The 18379-nt window shown below is 50.7% G+C and carries 11 protein-coding genes and 2 pseudogenes; 4 read left to right on the top strand and 9 right to left on the bottom strand.

The window, feature by feature from the left end; all coding sequences use genetic code 11:
• Positions 1-639: 639 nt before the first annotated feature.
• Together O9X91_RS20550 and O9X91_RS20545 are read right to left on the bottom strand one after the other, a co-directional pair.
• Positions 640-1236: a RolB family protein gene (locus tag O9X91_RS20550; protein WP_077768172.1), complete on the bottom strand. Its 597-nt coding sequence runs from the start codon at positions 1234-1236 to the stop codon at positions 640-642.
• Between the two features lie 695 nt (positions 1237-1931).
• Positions 1932-2336: a RolB family protein gene (locus tag O9X91_RS20545; protein WP_161596388.1), complete on the bottom strand. Its 405-nt coding sequence runs from the start codon at positions 2334-2336 to the stop codon at positions 1932-1934.
• Between the two features lie 1263 nt (positions 2337-3599).
• Here O9X91_RS20545 and O9X91_RS20540 point away from each other — a divergent pair.
• On the top strand, positions 3600-4439 hold the full coding sequence (locus O9X91_RS20540; protein WP_077768174.1) for a RolB family protein: 840 nt from the start codon (positions 3600-3602) through the stop codon (positions 4437-4439).
• 1531 nt (positions 4440-5970) lie between these two features.
• On the opposite strand, the gene O9X91_RS20535 is transcribed toward O9X91_RS20540, so the two are convergent.
• A complete protein-coding gene (locus O9X91_RS20535) occupies positions 5971-8259 on the bottom strand; it encodes an FAD-dependent oxidoreductase (protein WP_161991480.1) in 2289 nt (762 codons plus the stop codon).
• Positions 8260-8615: 356 nt separating this feature from the next.
• Positions 8616-9974 (bottom strand): hypothetical protein, encoded by a 1359-nt coding sequence (locus O9X91_RS20530; protein WP_077768103.1) that lies wholly within the window; start codon positions 9972-9974, stop codon positions 8616-8618.
• Between the two features lie 263 nt (positions 9975-10237).
• On the opposite strand from O9X91_RS20530, the gene O9X91_RS20525 reads away from it, so the two are divergent.
• Positions 10238-11062, top strand: a complete 825-nt coding sequence (locus tag O9X91_RS20525) for a hypothetical protein (protein ID WP_010900201.1) — start codon at positions 10238-10240, stop codon at positions 11060-11062.
• A gap of 1328 nt (positions 11063-12390) precedes the next feature.
• Here O9X91_RS20525 and O9X91_RS20520 read toward each other — a convergent pair.
• On the bottom strand, positions 12391-13572 hold the full coding sequence (locus O9X91_RS20520) for a tyrosine-type recombinase/integrase (RefSeq protein ID WP_077768104.1): 1182 nt from the start codon (positions 13570-13572) through the stop codon (positions 12391-12393).
• A 144-nt stretch (positions 13573-13716) separates the two neighbouring features.
• Here O9X91_RS20520 and O9X91_RS20515 point away from each other — a divergent pair.
• Positions 13717-14253 (top strand): annotated as a pseudogene (locus tag O9X91_RS20515) (IS66 family transposase); the annotation flags it as partial.
• Between the two features lie 140 nt (positions 14254-14393).
• Here O9X91_RS20515 and O9X91_RS20510 read toward each other — a convergent pair.
• The 3 genes from O9X91_RS20510 to O9X91_RS20500 are packed head-to-tail and all read right to left on the bottom strand — an operon-like array spanning position 14394 to position 17553.
• Positions 14394-15395 (bottom strand): tyrosine-type recombinase/integrase, encoded by a 1002-nt coding sequence (locus O9X91_RS20510; protein ID WP_077768105.1) that lies wholly within the window; start codon positions 15393-15395, stop codon positions 14394-14396.
• Entirely contained in the window at positions 15392-16315 is a 924-nt protein-coding gene (locus tag O9X91_RS20505) for a tyrosine-type recombinase/integrase (RefSeq protein WP_077768106.1), read from the bottom strand. The genes O9X91_RS20510 and O9X91_RS20505 overlap by 4 nt, the downstream gene beginning before the upstream one ends.
• Entirely contained in the window at positions 16312-17553 is a 1242-nt protein-coding gene (locus tag O9X91_RS20500) for a site-specific integrase (RefSeq protein ID WP_012476048.1), read from the bottom strand. Before O9X91_RS20500 ends, O9X91_RS20505 begins: the two co-directional genes overlap by 4 nt.
• Before the next feature lie 124 nt (positions 17554-17677).
• On the opposite strand from O9X91_RS20500, the pseudogene O9X91_RS20495 reads away from it, so the two are divergent.
• Positions 17678-17818, top strand: a pseudogene (locus O9X91_RS20495) (transposase domain-containing protein); the annotation flags it as partial.
• A 79-nt stretch (positions 17819-17897) separates the two neighbouring features.
• On the opposite strand, the gene O9X91_RS20490 reads toward O9X91_RS20495, so the two are convergent.
• Positions 17898-18353, bottom strand: a complete 456-nt coding sequence (locus O9X91_RS20490; protein WP_012476047.1) for a cupin domain-containing protein — start codon at positions 18351-18353, stop codon at positions 17898-17900.
• Positions 18354-18379: the final 26 nt, after the last annotated feature.

Genomic DNA, 18379 nt, shown 5'->3' with positions numbered 1-18379 from the left:
GAAAAAGGTGCGCTACCGTTGTTCAGCAACCTTCCCAATGGTTATGCTCAACGAAAGCTACAACAAGAAGCACAAGGTCCGTTACAAGCCACCCGCCTTGAGCCCCCTGCGACCGCATTGTCCGGCAAGGTCGTCGTGCTCGTCACCTCGACGCCAGTCAATTTGGAACACCTGAGCTTAGCTTCGGTGCTACCGGCAAGTCACTCAACTTGGCTACAATCTGCGTGCTCTCTCAAACTCTGTCTGTATTATTTACGTATAACTGGCCAGCGGATATCCCAATAAACGCTGTATCCACCGTCTTTGTTATCACGTTGTACCCTTTGATATGTTATCAGATATTAAATAAATAATTTTAACACTATATTACTTCAATAAGCACACGGCACTGCAATGCGATTGATTACCCAAAAATATATATCATGATCATTTAACTACCCATCGAGCGCACACAGCGCTTATATTATAGATATTCAAAATATAACATATTTTACAATAGCACTTGATATCATCATCCCGTTATTTTAACACAATAACGTAACCGACACACGGGAGAACAAGCGAAACATGCATGATCTTAAGTCATGTAAGATAATACGAAATATAATCGAAACTCCCGTTGGATCAGCGGTGCACTGCCTATTCCAACAGGACCTTGCCAATTGCCAGTATGGCCTCATAAGCTAAGGGCCCCTCCAGTTGTCTGCTATAAATCTTGCAAAGGCCTTCGCCGCCATTTTTGGTGACAATTTCACAGCTCTGATAGTCGAAATTTTCATCTGGCAAGATCGCCACAAAATAATCCATGTCTGTTGGATTCCGGTACCCTCCTCCCGAAATGGAATTGTGGATCTCCCTTAAAGCAGCGAGTGAGACATTTGTCTGATAGGGAGGAACGACGCACGATATCAGATCTCCCTCCAAATGCTCCTCGCACACGAGATGCTTGTTCTCCTTGCAGGCTTTAGCCACGGCCAGGGAGGTAAAGACGAAGGACAGAGGATACTTGAACCCGGCCGGATGCAGCCCCATTTCTGCATTGTTGACATGGACTGCCTCCATATGAGCCACACGCTCAGTTGCAGATGGTATATAGTACTTTAACGTCTCTGTTTGTGCAGCCTTGTAGGTTTCCACCACATTAACAAGCTGAGCCTTCAGTCGAGTGGGCTCCTTGATCAAACGAAAATCATCGACATGAAGCCGTTGAGAGCTACCACCGAAATAACGAGCCATTCAACTGCCACTTTAGGTTAACTTGGAAAAATGCATGGGAAGCAGAGGTATTTAAAGGTGCTTGGTCACTAGTGTCAGCAACGCAAATTATCTGACTTATGAACTTTTCTTCCGATTATTACTCCAAGGCCACATTGTTTGTAAAACGTTTTCCATTTGCTACAGAAATTATTGAACAATCATGAAGGCGACACTTTGGCGTATTGCGGCTATTTCGTTCAAATAATCAAGGATTAAAAGTCTTTCCTCTGACTTCTGGTTTCTTTATGTTGAATTTGCTATGTGACTTTTTAGAGTGGGCTAATTTTCTTGTCTTTATTATCAGTTTTCAAGGAGAACGAGTTTGCCTAGTTTAAACATGTGGGCACTTCTATCGAGATATTGATAGCTAAGTTTGACAAATTAATCATCTATTGCGGCATTGCGGGCCAGCTTCGGTCATATATTGCGGCTATGTGAACTATTTTCTTTAATACACAAATAATTAAAAACATAAATGGAAAAAGTGATAACCAAATTTCGAACAGGCAGGTTTCATTTCAAGCAAACAACCCATCCATCGGAACCAAAAAAGAACAAGTGCATCCATGGCGCAGGTTACATCAACCAGATCCATGAGTTTATTACATTTATATTTCTAGCGTGAAACAGGTACCACCTCCAGCCTCTGGGCACCGTCAGAACAGCTACTGCCATCACTCCATTCCAAATTTGCATTCGCCATGCCTCACCAACGCACCAGGTTCGAGCCTGAGCTGGTTGCTGGCATAAAGGTCGAAGGTCAGAGACTTTCCCTTTGTTGAAGTTAGTTCCATCTGCCCATCCAGCTTGACGAAGTACCCGGGGACAGAAAGTGCGGCGAAGTAGGCGCTCCGGATAACATCCTCGTATCCAAAGAATCCTGATGCCTGCCTAAGCCCCCTGCACACCTCACCGAGACTTACATCTTTCTGGTATGGTGGAAGATTGGTGATGAGCGCGCCGTGCGTGGAATTGTAGGGCAAAGACCCTCCATAAAAGCATCGCATCATCGTCGGGCAATCGACGTAGAGGTACAGTATCCCAGGGTCTTGGCGACCGCCCTCTTCGTCAACATCCATCGACTGGCCCTCACCCGGCTCCGTCAGGGGGGTCCGCTCCTTTGAGGCGCTCTGGATGTGTTTCTTTAGCTCATCGCTGGACGATACGTCGCCTACCTTAAGACTGGAAAAGAGAGCACATAGGTCAAATTCCGCCATGTTAGCAAAGTAGGAAACAATAGTGGCGTGCACCCAGAACTGGAAGCACCATTCCCTTTATAGATGCTTTTGCTTATATGAGTTGAATATCAGTTAGGTATAGCTGCAAAACCCAATATTCATAAATTATACGACTATCGATGTTCCACGTCTCACATTTGTAAAATAATTATAGACCGGCACGTGTCTGTACTTAAAATGGCCTTTAAGGGTTTTGCATCTTTGCAAAAGCACGAGTGGGAATAGGTTCTGCTGTCCAATAATGGTGTCACATCGTCAATAGCATCTTTCTTTTTCCTTTAATTATGGTCGCACGCGCCTACCTTTATTTATGCTGCGAAAAGGCACTACTTTTTCAACCTGTGCACCACGTTAGGCCTGTCTGCACCACACAGGTGTCGCTTTTCCATGGGATCTCATTCAAAGCACTTAACTAGCCACGATTCCTTCTTTTAGATAAATGCTATTTCGGCCCATTTTGATTTTTGGGCTCTAAAACGATTGATGGGCTTCAAATCTAAAACTTGTATCAGTATGGCACTTATAGCAAGATCCGAATGGACTGGTTGCCTGGCGTGGCAATATTAAGTCGTATAGGTCCAAATTGTATTTAAGATTACACTTGCTATATAATCCACATTTTATTGGCATAAGAGTAATTGCGTAATTGAAATAAATTATTTGTATGAGCAGACATATGCAATTTCAAAATATACCACATACATCAATAGAATTTATGATATTATCGGCAATAACTACACGTAGCGGCAATAATTACATCTTAATTATAAATAGCATCGAGAGTGCAACCATCAACAAGTTGCCCGTGCAGCTTTCACGAAACCCAATATTCGGCAAACTTTAAGCTCTACCCCACCCCTCCCCATTTCAGGTATCTTTTAGATACACTTTCACTAAAGCCAAACAAAAAAGACAAAAATGCTAGCCCACTACTATGACCTCGTGACCAATCAAGCAGGCATTATTTTTCGCTTGATCCAGGTTTTAAGGCCGCCATGTCCGAGCATCGATTTTGATGCGATGGTGATTATTGCCAGATTGCCTCTGGCTTTCCCGACCGGAAACTGTGGCTGATTGATGCCACTTGCCGGCGGCGTACTTTAAATGGCACTGAACTTGCCGTTATTCCACAGTTATCCCCAACCTCACATCACAATGCCTCCTCGATTACTATTCCTTCAACGCTTTCAACCACGAGATCTCACAAAAGCCTGGAACCAGCTTAACTTGTTCAATGAGATCCAATTTGCATTTTTAATCTATAGCCAAGTCTATAGCAAAACTCTCATGGATTTCCAGAAAAGGTGGGCCCAAGGCGTGCTTGATTTGGAGGAAAACCGTCCGCCGGTGGTCATACTTAAACAACTGGCCCATCTTCTAAAAAACAAAGTATGTTATCATCCCCCCATGCTTGTCGATCAACCGGATTTGGCCAGAGAAAACGACCGACATGTATTTGTCTATCTATCTCGCGAGAAGATGCAGAAAGTACTGGAGGAAAAATCCATCACGTTTGGATTAGAGGCCGTGCTGGCGACCACGATGCAACCCTATCGTAGCGACCTCGCCCTCCAGGAGATGGTCCGTGCTCACAACATTGCTTGGCCGCACCGCCGCGTGGAAGAACCTGATCTGGAAGGTTTTATCGCCATTTTTGCAAGTACCTTGTTCATTCACCTGCTGGAGTTAAAAGTGACAAATGTGTACGGCAGGGAGGTAGCCTGCACCTTCTTCGTGCGGCAAGGCACTGGAAACCGCTCCTATGACGTCATTGCTTGCGGCATCACACAGTTCACCAAAAATGCTGGCGTGATGCCACGACCGGCGGTACCGTCACCGGAGCCAGACCTCACCCTGCGGCTCTCGGGACCCAACCAGAAACGTGAAGAGGGTGATATGAAGCCTGCTATAGTAAATCTGAAGAAAGAAACCTCGGCGACTTGAGGTCCCCTGCAGGCCACCTTTAACTATAAGTTTGGTAGGATTTCTATGTTTTCCGGCGTAGCCCCTATGCTCCTGTTAGGAGTTGTGTAGCGTACGCCACGATGTATTTTACTTGTGTTGAAATAAATTATTACAGCATTATTTCTGCCGCCAATTTTCAGAAAATAGGCAAATCATTTCGATATTTATAGAGATCTCACACAATACTGATAATGCTTTTACATTGATATTGTTACAAAGGCGCCTTAACAGACAATAATATTCCAAACATTACAAATCGCCATAGAGAGACGTTAAAGTACTATATAGAAAATTAAAAACAATCGCACGGTGGCTCGCAACTTATTGTACCAACGAGAAAATAGCCGACATCATCTCCGGCGGCGAGATGAATCGAAATTATAGAGCCACGTGCGTATTAATCCCGTAGGTTTGTTTAGAACTGCGTATTAACCCCGTAGGTCTGAATATTCCGGTCCAGCGACAAAGCGTCCCCTCGTGGCAATTCCGTGATCATTGACCATCACGGGAGGCCCAGGAGAAGTTATAGCCAGAGGAGTGACGCTCAGATCATCAAGCTCTGCAATTTGGTCAGGGAGGAAATCGCCCGGCGACACACGTTTGGCCTTCTTCTTCTTGACCTTAGCCCGCCGAAATAGGTCGGAGACAACGAGCGAGGCCTCTCCAAAGGTCTGGGCCATTCCGACAACGTTTATTCCGGCTAGTTCCATCCTGAGAATAAAAGAAGTGCTGTTAGCAAAATAGATTTCTTGCAAAACGAAACAAACATTTAGAACTTACAGCATTGAAGCATTACAGCATGATCTAAATAATTCATTCTTCTGGTGAAGCGATTTATATAGGAAGTTAACAAATGGCTGGCCGAAGACTAAGAAAAAAATAGTAGAAGGCCCACCGCCGAAAGTAATGGTCGTTGTAGACCCTATGCAATGATGAAGCATTCTTTTTTTGTTTGGCTGTTAACCTTTCTCCGTTGATTGCGGATTTTCTTTCAGCCTGCTCAATTGGCAACATTAAAGTCTTGTGAAAAGGAAATTCAAACCGAAGGTGATAGTGACCCCTTAGCTCGTCCAAAATATATGCAGTCCTAATTAGCGGCTAGTGGACCCCAAACGGCACAGTGGCGAATGCAAGTGGGGCGGCTGCCAATGACGAATGCAGTGACCTCATTGGGGTTAGTGGGAATATCTCGAATTGCGTGGCCGGCTAGTGTGTCAAGGGGCCCGCTATTAGCTGTCAAGATGCGAAAGCACGTGGAGACAAGCAATCACGAAGGCATTTCTCTGGAGATGTGAAGACTTTAATGTCATCGATCAAGGCGCTAATGGTCACAGATGGAAATTTTTGGAATCTGATTAATGTCATTTTAAGCCCACTCAAAGAATATTTTTTAAGCAGGATTCAATCAAAAATAAAGGAAAAACATTATTATTCATGGAAAGCTAAGTTGAGCGCCGCTACTGCAGCTTACAGGCTTACGGGATTAATACGCACTAATACATTAATATACTTAAGCAGGAAAATATATTTTATTCCAATCCAGGGGATGGAGTGAAGATAGTGTCCCGCCGGTGCTGCGAATGACGGTGCAGGCCGTTATGATGCCCGTCTTAACCTGCTCTTCGAACAAAGCTCCGTTTACGCAGTCCTTACTGTCAATCTGGCAAACTGCCCCATGCTCCATTAACGGAGAATCATACATATGCGGATCTTGGCTGTACTGACATTTTTTAAGAGAATTTTCCCTCCATAAAGAGGCCCTGAAACCATCCTTCAAGTGGCCGTCGAAGACATATTCTTCGTAATCTTCGTTGACTGGAACCAAATGACAAGCCAATTCAGGAAAGACAGCAGCAAGTTCTCTGACTAAATCCAAGCACCTTCTCTTCTTCTCATCGGACTGGAACGGGCGGGATAGATAGTCGTTCATTTCATAATGAAAAATAACAAGCCCCTCTCCCGATGGCGATTCGATGTCAATACAACAGAGCTCACGGACGAGCCCATCCGTCCAGATCAAAGCTGGGATATCGTCATCAAGCCAGAATTTTTGCTTTGTGATCATGAAAAGTGCTGCGTTAACAGTAGCAGACGAGTTTCCAGCGGGGGCTTCGATATCATAGCCGACACAGGTCACATGGCTAACCGGAGTGATATTAGTTGCATCGGGCCCACCTCGCCCGCCAATGATGACCTGGTCAAAAACGCGCGAACGGCCATCTTTCATGCATACCTTCACTTTCCCGCCCTCCTTGGCTAGTCCACGCAGGGGGTCAAAATGGAATCCTACTTTTCTCTTGAATATCTCAATGCGCATCAGAGCCTGCAAAAGATGAACCCCTCCAACAGAGATATACTGGTCCTCCTCGTACCCATTGATTATCCAGTCCAGGACTGTCGAAAACAGTAGGGTGTAACAGGAAGAAACTCGGCCGCCGCCCAATCTCATCATCCCGAAAGCAGCAAAATCAGTTGTTTGCCATGCCGCCCCACCAGGACTCTCGACACCGCAGCTGAAGATCTCGACCAGAGCGGCATGGAAAGTGAAATTATCAAACTCCCTGAGCCAAGCCCGCCTTGCTTCCGAGGCTTCTTCATAACGCCGACCTCTCAGCATGGAAAAGATATCCATCGGAGCGATCAGCCTCCTGCCGTTCCGTTCACACCCGTGGTATAGTAGTTTCTCCCACCCTGCAGATATCCGCTGGAATTCACCTGGTGGAGCTTGTCCAGCCGGCCATTCGTAACGTTTTTTCCGGAAGTAGAGTGCTGTGTGATCGTTGCCGGCACAAGGAAAACGAAGGCTGGACGGAATTCTAAACTTATCCAGATAGTATGACAGACAAACTTGGTTGCCGGAGATGGGCATGACACCGAATGACGTCAAGACCTGGCGAGCGTCGCCGTTTGACATCGGCGATACACCCAAACTCCGAACCTCATCTACTGGGGTAAAAAGGGCTATTTCCCTGACGCCAGCGTCAAGTAGTTCTGCAGCAGCAACAAGGCCAGAGAGCCCACCACCTACGATGGCGACACTAGGTAGTGGTGTGCCTTCCGGATAATGCCCCACACCATCATTGGCATCGCGCTCATGGAGGAAAACCTGATAGTCGTACCGCAGATCGAAGCAAGAAAGATCCTCATTGTAGTTCGCTGGCTGATGCAATGCGTTGTGAAAGAGCACAGACCCTATTGCAACTATGTCGTAACGGCTGAAGCACTCAGCGGGACGACGAAAGAAGCGGCAGGTTGTTTTTAATCCATTTCGCCCATGCACATCACATGTACCCTCCTCAACAAATAGGCTGCTGAGTTGGATGGCAATAAAGCACTGCACGTCTGCAATGCTCGTGTGACTGCCTGGACAAAAACTATTGTGGGCTCGAGACATTTCCTGCAGTGAGAGGTCACTCACGTAGGGCGGGATCATGCAAGCAAGGACGGCGTCGCCAGGTTGAGCAATGCACTGGTTCTCAACAAAGTGGCGCAACCTGCGGTACGACGTATAAATGAAGACCTTCGTGCGACAAGATCTCAGCACTTCCAGTGTGCCTGTTCGGGGACCATGAAGGCAAGGTTCAATCTGGAACACCAGAGCCATGTCTTCTATGGCTTCTGCAAATCCGTGGTCGAACACCCAATCCGTCCACCTTTGCTGATATTGTAGGAGTTCATCGCAAAACTGGTCATAGCAGACAAAGGCCCGAGAAATTGCTCGTTTCAGTTTGGCCGCACTAGGTAGACCGGTGATAGCAAACGGGGGGAAACGGGGGCGGTTATAGGGAAGATCCATCATGTAGATATGGAGTATTGAGAGAATATAGAATTTCCTTTTGTTTATAGAAGGCATGCTTTGTTAATGTAAATCTGGATGTAATATATATAAATTGAAACTATTTGCCGGAATTATCTTTTTATTCTGATGTACACGTAAATGGCGACATGTCATTGAAATTCAATAAAGCTGTCTCCCTAGACAACATCAACAATTAAAGAGATGAACGAAAATTCAAAAAAGTCGGAAAATTACGGCCCAAATTTATGCAATTTCGAACATGCAATAAGATTGACAAAAGGAATTCAACATACAATGGCAACACAAATATCAAACACATTGGAAACTTCCGTTACTGCTTCTGTTTTGTATCGTGCTCATAATGTCCTATCAATTAAGCCAAATACATCTTTAACGCTCGCAATTTCATTATCATCGCTTCCATCGTCTTCCAGGAATTCGGCATAACTTTCGAGCATTTTAGCAGCAGCATCGAGGATCAGAACACCAATTTCATTGAACTCCTTACAGGGATGTGGTTCCCGGAAAGTTATATATTGGCTGCAGAAGCTCGCTCTGCTGATATCGCGGGGCTCAACCATTGTCGGGGCGTCGAAAAGACCGAGAACGTATTTTCTGACAACCTGGGGGTCGACGAGTTCAAACTGACTTTCATTTTCGAGGGAGAAGGCGGTGAGTGGAAGTCCGTCTTCTTTGGCGGCGTAGCAACGGCTGGCATGGTCGCAGAAGAGACAAAAAACATCACTCAGCGGGACGGAACAAAGATCAGTCCGTTTGAAAAAGGTGGCGAGTGCAGCAGCGGAAAGATTAAGACAAGATGAAGGGCCTGTGTGAAGACCGAAACTCGTGCCCCAACCAGCCCTATATACCTGCTCCCCAAGGCGGTGAAGCACCTCCAACGCGCGGTGTGACTCGACATCCACTTCCAGACACAGAACCTTGTCACACTGATAAACTACCGTCCCAGGTTTATTGGCGGCAATTCCGAAGACCGTACTGCCAAGCAATTCTCTATCCCGCTCGACCAAGCCGAGATGGGTGAAATCGGCGGCGGCAAGTTTACTGTTGTCGGGGACCGGAGCGAAAAGAAGTTCAAATTTGGACCTGGGCGGACGTGGACTTGGTCTGCGAATACCGTGCTGCTTCCAATGACTTTTCAATTTCTCTGCAGTCACTGTGCCATCGCCTTTCATAAAATTGTAACTCTCTATCATTCTGGCTTCGACGAGAGCTCCAGAACTCGCAAACTGGAGGGTGAAATGGACAGAAACCGGAGAGTTGCTGGAACTCATCCTCGGCTGAATGAAGATGTATACGATGGCACCTTCTCCAATATCCTGAGCAACTTCTTTCTCGATCTTTTCACGGACAGCATGGCTGATCCCGTCGGAAGTGGCTAACATAGCACTTGCTATGTCGGGGTGGCAGATTGCGCACTGGTACCCTATTCCGAGGTCTCGCACTGGAGTTTCACCGGCGGCGACGGCAATTCGGTGATTTAGAGCAGGCATCCGCCGAATGACGTCGCCGAGGCCTGTCACTTTTTCGGCATCCATTGCAGCAACGACATTACATATGCCGCTAAGACCTCTGGCGACAGCGGCCGTAATCACATCTACAGGATCATGCAAAATCTGCAGCGCAGCGAGTTCTCTCTTCCAGTTACCCTCCGGGAAGGCGACCGCGGCAGCGCACATCGCGTCGCTGGCTGGCATGGTAGCAAGGCAAAAAAGGCAAGACCTTGGAAAGGGAGAGGTGGATGATTGGCGGTGTTTATAGGAAGTCAACGGGTCTGCAGGTCTACATCGACATAATCCGGCCTTGCACGCAAACATTGTCAGCCTGGCCCCACATTGATAATGGCTGGCCAACTAATCCCTGCTAAGAGTTATTTCTCTCACCAAAAAGTCAACTAATGCTTGCCGCGCTGCGTTACATTTAAGGCTTCATTCAGATCGTATTTACACCAGCTTTGAATATGTCTCTTGTTGAGGTCATTCCGGATATCGCGGAACGGGTAGCACGCGGTCTTACGGATCCCTCTCTCCGGGTTCTGCTCGCCTTCGATGGTGATGGCACCGCCTTTAAGCAAGATCGAAACCGTCAGTGCTGGGAAATTAATCCTGCCATCGATATCATCGACAATTTGACCAAGATCGCCCGGAAGGGACATTACCTACTGCTGACGTCCGCTCGCCACTGCGGCGAAATCGCTGCTTCGCCCTTCAAAGACATTCCAGGTATTGATTTTCAAGGGAATGACGGAACGGTCACAATCTTCAAAGGTCAACGTTTTGAATCCGTTCCCCTGCCCAACTGGAGCCGCATTCATGCGGTTATGGAGAGCGAATTTGGCGGCAACCCAGAAATCCGCAACATTCCGATGGAGCATTTCTATGGCTGTCAGATGTGGGACTCTCATCCACGTTACCAATCGGCCGGAGATCTGCTTTCATCGCTTCTTCCGCGTGTAGATCATTCCTGGGGACGCACTTTCCGGGCGACCGCAGTACCCGAGGGTCATTGCGTTATGCCCGAGGAAACGCCAGGCAAGCGCAAAGGCTATTTTGCTTATGTCAATCTACTCCCTCGTGAGATCGGCCTACATATAGCGTGCGGCAACGGCGAAAACGATAAAGATATGCTGACCGCTGTTGGCAACAAGGAGAATGGTATCGCGTTCTGGGTCGGTACCCGTGAGACGAAGCCCACTGGAACCAACGTCTTCGCCATACCGAATGAGGATGCTCTCTCTGCAATTCTTGGCGATCTCGGCGTGTTGTTGCCCGATCTGAGCAAGTGATCGCTCCGATCTGCCGCTGTTCTATTACATCCATAGTCACCGTAGGAAGGGAAAGAAGTCATAATTGCTTCAGTTGTTACTTAGTTTTTTCTATTTTAGTGTCTATGATCCGCCACTCCGGCGACTATTTCAATACACAACGCCAGAAATAATATAATATCTCCATGAGCCACTGCATTATTGAATAAATAACTATGGAATCTTTTTCACCGAAAATTATTTATATTTTATATACTTTATTTAATTAATCAATAATTCAGAATAGAATATTTTTAATATAAATTCTTTCAACATCATTAAGTACTTAAGACTCCCGCCGGATAAGGATTAATTATTACAAGAATCCTTTTTAGAAAAGCTCATATTTATCTGGCAGCCTTCCGAAACCGATGGAAAACGATATCCTTTGCCAGCGCAAACCGTTCCCCGTGAAAGGCACATGTTGGCCCGAGTGGAAGCTCGAATGGGATCTCCCAAATGGTGTCACGGCGGATGAGGTCTCGCCCGGCACTCGGTACCGAACCTCCTTGAACGTCTTGAAGAGACTCTGCCTCTTCAAGTCATCGAACACAGAGGCATGTACAATCTCGGAAAGCGAGTACAGGAATGCACTGAAACGTCGTTGCTCGCTGCTCTCGGAGAGATAGGCAGGCGCAATCTTTCCGAGCTCGATGCCGCACTCAGCTCTGACGATGTGCCCATCGCCTCTCACGACTTCAACTTGTGGCGAGTCTCCGCTTTGCCCGACCAACTCGTACGGCATAGTCGACAGATGTATTTGTTCTTTTTATAAAATGTTAGTAGTGAATATTATTGGCGCCCTTTCTAATTGCTCCAATCTGCTTGTATTTCCTATTTATATAATTTGGAAAATAAGTGCAGGCTCACGTATTGTTGCACGACGACGATTGGCGATAAAATTTTCACCTTTATTATTTAAAGGCGCGGATATTATTATTATTTTAATATCTTAAATAAAAATTGTAATTAGATAGGCTGTATTAATCACTTTTAAACATACCCGGACACCATCTGGTAATATAGCAAAAACGTGCTCAAAAATCGCTTCAAAGCTCTTGTACTTAGCTCGTTTACACCACAATATATCCTGCCACCCCACATAAGGCGACATCGTGCTTTGCCTTGGGTCGCTTATGAGGTGCGCCATGATCAAGAGCGATGATAGCCGCAACCTATTCGCGACCTTTTCATGAGGGAGCACGTTTCGGTAATATCTTGAAGCAAGGCCCGTTGTAAGGCGGTTTTGTTCGTTTGGAGACCTCGGGCGGTTGGCAGGAAAGTTCTGATGACAGTGTGCGCCACTTCGCTTATTGAACTCGGCTGTATAAAATCAGGCATTGGGCCAAGACACTGCGCTGGAGACGGATATCATCGTCGTTTGCGCAACCGCTGACGGCTTGCACGTCGGTCAACTTCTTCCGGTCACGACGCTCCACCGCCCTTAAGAGGCGGTCCATAAAGTTGAGCGCAACAAATCGCCGATTGGCGACGCTATAAATGCTGGAGGCCCCTAAGGGATGTCGAGGCGCCTGCATCCGGAGGAAAACCTCTCGGCACGACGACGGCGGGCGGACTCTGTCCACGTAGCGTGCCAATGCTTCCGCAACGGAGGGCACCAGCGGATAGATCTGGGCTTGTCGGCGCTTTAAGCGGAAAAGCCGAAGCGTTCGCCCCGCCCAGTCGATTTGGTCGAGCCGCAGCGCGGCTACTTCGCCGCGCCGCATACCATATACCGCCAGCAACATTAGGATCGCGCGGTCTCGGATATCGCGGGGCCGGTCGGTATCGACATCAGCCAACATCTTTTGGACGTCCGACCAGTCTGGGGCATATGGCAGAGATTCTTGTCGATAGAGCCGAGGCCGCGATATTGACGACACCAGGCGGTCTGAGCACCAAGCCTCTTTTGCCGCATATCGAAGAAATCCGCGCAAGGCTGAGACGATGTATGCAATCGAGACACGACCCCAGCGTCCGGCCCCTTGGGTCGCTATATAGTTGTCGATGTCTTCTGCCTTCAAATCCTTGAGCCGGTGGCTCGACTGTTCGCACCACAGCAAGAATCTGCCGGCTATGCGCCCCCATTGTTCCACCGTCGACGGTGTCAATCCGCGTTCGTCGCGCATCCAGCCAACATACCGGTCGAGTTGCGCCTGGTACGACAATATGACAGTGGGCTCACGCCACCAGCCAAGGAACTTCAGCCAGGGGCGCCCGATATCGACGACCCGACGTGCAGCGGTAGCCGCACCGTGAACATTCTGCCGAGCCTGCGCGATCGGCAACAACTCCGCCATGCCGACGCCGGCCGCAGCCTCTGGACCGAGATGTCGCGCGATCCACAGGAGTTCGTTGCGTTTGACCCTGAGAACTTCGGGTCTCGCTCCGAGTGTGGCGCAGTGATGCAAATAGCGGTTCCGCTCGTCAGCAAATGGCACTTCGGTAAATAGGGCATCAGCGGCTTGGTCGGAAAAGGAAGGGTGATCCATGTCGAACCTCCAAACGAGAAAAGGTCCGGCTGCCAAACTTGCGATTTATGTTGCGTCAAATCGGGCCCAAATACTCAGTTGACAAAGGGTATAGGTCAGCAGGGCCACATATGGACGGCCGCAACATAGCCCCCGATATGTTCGGCAGAACATATTGGCGGCTACAATCCGCTGTTCAAGGTAGACCGCGATCCGGGGCCGCTGACGCAGGCGCTCTGCTGGTCGCACGCGAGGCGCAAGTTCTTCGTGCTGGCCGACATCGCCACGAATGCCAAACGCGGCAGCCGCGCCGCACCGATCTCGCCTATGGCGTTGGAGGCCGTCAAACGGATCGATGCCCTGTTCGACATCGAGCGGCAGATCAACGGGCTTGCCGCAGCGGAACGCCTGGAGCGCCGTCGCAAGGACAGCCTGCCGCTTGTCGGCGAACTGCACTGCTGGCTTCAAACCGAACGGGCAAAACTGTCGCGCAGTTCTCCAGTCGCCGAGCCGATCGACTACATGCTGAAGCGCTGGAACGGCTTCACGTCTTTCCTCGACGAGGGCAGGATTTGTCTCACGAACAACGCGGCCGAACGAGCGCTGAGAGGCTTTGCTCTCGGGAGGAAGTCATGGCTCTTCGCCGGATCGGATCGAGGTGCCGATCGCGCCGCCTTCATGGCGACACTGATCATGACAGCATTATGCCGCGCGCGGCATAAGGCGGTTTATGCCGACCGGCGAACTATGCCGAGCACCTCTTCCAACTTACCAGTTGAAACGCGCTTCTCTTGCCGTTTTGGTCGAAGACCCGTCGTTGGCACTCGGCATAGTTCTCATGCTCAGAGGGCGTTCAGGAATTCCAGAAGCCGGTCGTTTGGTCGAAATCGCTCGGCCTTGGCGCGTTCGTACGGCTTCAGCTTTGCGAGTGTCGATTCCTTCAGTTCAAGATGTGCATGAAGATAGGTCAGCGTCGTTTCCATCGCCTCATGGCCCAGCCACAGGGCAATGACCGAGCAGTCGACGCCCGCCTGTAGTAGCTCCATGGCAGCGCTGTGCCGCAAGACGTGGGGCGACACCCGCTTCGAGCGGAGGGAGACGCAGTGCTCGCGCGCTTTGGCGACATATTTGTTCAGCAGTGCCTGCACGCCGTCGGCGCTGAGCCTGCCACCGTGCATATTCGGAAAGAGAGCCGTTGCGCCTCGCTTCCCTGGTTCCTTGAGCCAACGCCGGAGGGCTTCCTGTGCAACCTTTGTGAGCGGCGTACTTCGCTCTTTGCGGCCCTTACCGACGCATTGCACATGCGCACCGCGGCCGAGCATTACCGAGTCTCGGTCGAGGTCGATGACTTCCGAAACCCGCAGCCCCGTTTGCGCGGCCAGCAATAGCAGAGTGTAATCGCGGCGTCCCAGCCACGTGCTTCGATCCGTGCAGTCCAGGATCGATTCAATCTCGGGCCTGGTTAGGAACTGAAGCTGCCGCTTGTCGCATCGCTTGCTGGGGATCGCGAGCACGCGCTGGATGTGGGCGCTATGTGCCGGCTCCTCGAACGCCGCATATCGGAAGAAAGATCGAATGGCTGTGAGGCGGAGATTCCGGGTCCTCACCGAGGCGGCTCTCTGCGTCTCGAGGACTTCCAGGAATGCGCCGATGAACGGAGCGTCCAAATCCCGCAGTGTCAATTGAGATGGGGACCTCCCAAGGCGCGCCTGCGCGAACGCAAACAGGAGCCTGAACGTGTCTCGATAGGAGGCAATGGTGTTGGAACTTACACCTCGATGCTTCATGAGCCGATCTGTGAACCACCGCTCGATCAGCACGGCTAAGTCGTTCGTTCGTCTCATGACCGAACCTCCCACCGCTTATCCAATCGCCGAACGGCATGATTCATCAGCTCCGGCGCGGCGGACAGATACCAGTAGGTGTCGCGAACATTGGCATGGCCGAGGAAGGTCGAGAGTACCGGCAGCTCGCGTTCCACATCTTCGCCAGCGCGATGCCAGTTGATCAGGGTTTGGACGGCGAAACGGTGACGAAGATCGTGAACCCGCGGGCCACCGCGATCCCCCTCCTGCCGTAAACCAATTTGCCGGGATAGTCGCCAGAACACCCGGTGCACGTATTGATGCAGCAATCTGCCGCCCTGTTCGGCGACGAAGAAATAGGGACTGCGCGGCGTGCCAAGGTGTGCATCGCGTCGGGCAGCATAGTTTGTAAGGACAGCGATTGTCGTGGCATGCAGCGGCACCAGCCGTGACTTGCCGAACTTTGTCTCTCGGATAGTGAGGACGCCCTGCTCGAGATCGACGTCGGCCCGGAGCAGGCCGAGCGCTTCAGAATGGCGCAGTCCGGCGACCGCTATCAGTCCGAACAGGCAGTGATACGTCCAGCGTCGAAGGGCGTTGGCTGGCGGCAGCGACAGTGCTGCCGCCAGCAGCGCCTGAATCTCAATGTCGCTATAGATGTAGGGCTTTGTCCGCCGTGCCGGCGGCACTGCGTCGCTCGGTGGCACTTCCGTCAGAAGATCGAAATGACTGAGGTGCTGGGCAAAGCAGCGCACATCAGCCAGGCGGATGGACCAACTCGGCTGTCGGCCCATCGACGTCACCCACTGCATTGCCAGGTCCGACGTGATGGTCTCGGCGCCGCGGGCTTCCATGAAGGTGACGAATGCCGACAACCGTCGTGCCGGCCCATCATATTTGTATCCCAGCCCTTGGCGCATGCCGACATAGCGGTTGAGGGCAGTGCGAAGCCGGCTCATTGGACACCTCCCGGCCAGGGCAGGCTCAGTCCACGCAGCTTGTCAACATCGAGCTTGGCATAGATCCTTGTGCTGTCGATGCTTCGATGACGGAGCAGTTGGCCGATCTCGGCAAAGCTGGCACCCGACCGTAAAAGGTCGGTCGCGAGGCTGTGGCGGAAAAGATGGGCGCCGTGATGGGCATAGCCATCAATGCCTGCCCGCTCGAGTGCCTGCTTCGCGATCATCGTGATGGCGCAGCCGGAGGCAAAGCCCACGTGCGGCGCAAGTGTTCGCAAGAAAACTCGCCGACACGCCGAAGCGGGACGCCCATGCCGGATATAAGCCACGATAGCTGTTCCGACGTCGTGACGCAGCGGCATAGTCGCTTGCCGCCGTCCCTTTCCGTGTACGAGAATCGTGCCCGACTGCCAGTCGATATCATCGAGATTGAGGGTAGCAACTTCGCTAGCGCGCAAACCGAGCTTGGCCAAGATCATCAGAACCGCATAGTCCCGATGTCCCATTGCCGTCGTCCGGTCACAGGCATCGAGAACCTTCTGGACCTTCTCTGGCGGCAGGAAGGTTGGAAGGCCGGCAAGTCGCCAGCGGCGGATGGATGGCACGCAATCGGCCAACGCCGTCGAAATGAAGCCCTTCAAATGCAAGTAGCGCAGTAAGGCACGCACGACTCCGCACATTGCCTTGCCGCTGTCGGCGGAGCCATCGAGCGCATGTCGTTCGACATACCCGATGACAATCTCCGGGGTGAGCGCTGCAAACCCATTCGCGCCGGCAGGACAGACCTCCCGCAGAAATCGAAGTGACAGAAGCTTGTAGCTCCCCACCGTCGAGGCGGCGAGCCCTCTCTCATTCGAGAGATATGCCCCGAATACATCGACGATCTGCTCGTGCTCAGTGCGCTCAACCGGAAGCGCACCTGGTATTAAGCCCTCTTCCCGTAACGCTGAAAGCACGCGTCGGAGTGCCGATCGGTCGCCCGTATCGGGACTCCAGTGTTTGAAGCGATGCTCAAGAAAACGATCGACATAAGCTTCGCTCAAATCCTGCGGGGCATATCCATTGCCAACATGCCAGTCCATCAGGTCTCGAAACAGGCTCAGCGAGCGCCACGTGCATTGCCGACCCAAGCCTTCTTTCGACATGCTGGCGGCGTAAACACGCGCAAACTCCCGATACGGACCGTGGAGCAGCTTCCGATATAGGGCGCTGCGATTCAAATAGTCAGTTGTGTTCATGTGTCCTCTCCTTCGCGTCAATTGCGACGGAGAGACCCTAAGCTATGCCGACTGGGCGACCGCTATGCTGCCGGAAACGTTGGAAAAAACTTGATTAATAGGCATAGTTCGCCGGTCGGCATAAAGTGCCAAGCTCAACGACGTCGATCCGCAGGCTTGGCTTGCTGACCTCCTGGCCCGCATCGCCGACACGCCAATCAGTAAGCTCGAGCAATTGCTTCCGTGGAATTGGCAGCCGCACGGATTGAAAGCTAAAGCAGCCTAACCTGCGGCCTTCACCGGATGCTTACCCTACAGTAAACTGACTCGTAGCATTGCACCAGGTTGGGTCCGCCGGGTGGCGTTCAACGCGGCACATACCCCTCCAAATCCGGCAACAGGACGACGCTTTCCTGCTCCTTCGGGTCGGTGCGGGCGATGACCGCTGTCGCCGGCCGGTCGCTGAGATTGGCGGGAAGATGCGGAACGCCAGCCGGAATATAGAACATCTCATCTTCGCGAACGATGACGTGTTCTTCCAGCTGGTCGCCGAACCAGCAATGCGTCTCTCCGGAAATCGCATAGATCGCTGTCTCATGCGAGGCGTGCAAATGCGCCTTGGCGCGGGCGCCCGGCGGTATGGTTAAAAGATGCATGCAGATCCCCGTCGAGCCCACTGTCTCGGCCGCAATCCCTTCGAAATAATTGAGACCCTGTTTTCCGGCATAGGTGCTGCCGGGCCGCACGACACGGCAGGTGGGCTTCGATGAGACACTCGTGGCAGTTATTTTCGGGGATGGCACGGATTTCTCAGTGATCATTTTGACGCGAAACGTTGGTAGTTTGG

Origin of the sequence: Agrobacterium salinitolerans (assembly GCF_027498475.1) — a bacterium.
In the GTDB taxonomy this organism is placed as follows: domain Bacteria; phylum Pseudomonadota; class Alphaproteobacteria; order Rhizobiales; family Rhizobiaceae; genus Agrobacterium; species Agrobacterium salinitolerans.
The sequence above is the reverse complement of the archived record's forward strand: the minus strand, read 5'-3'. Positions and strand labels throughout refer to the sequence as shown.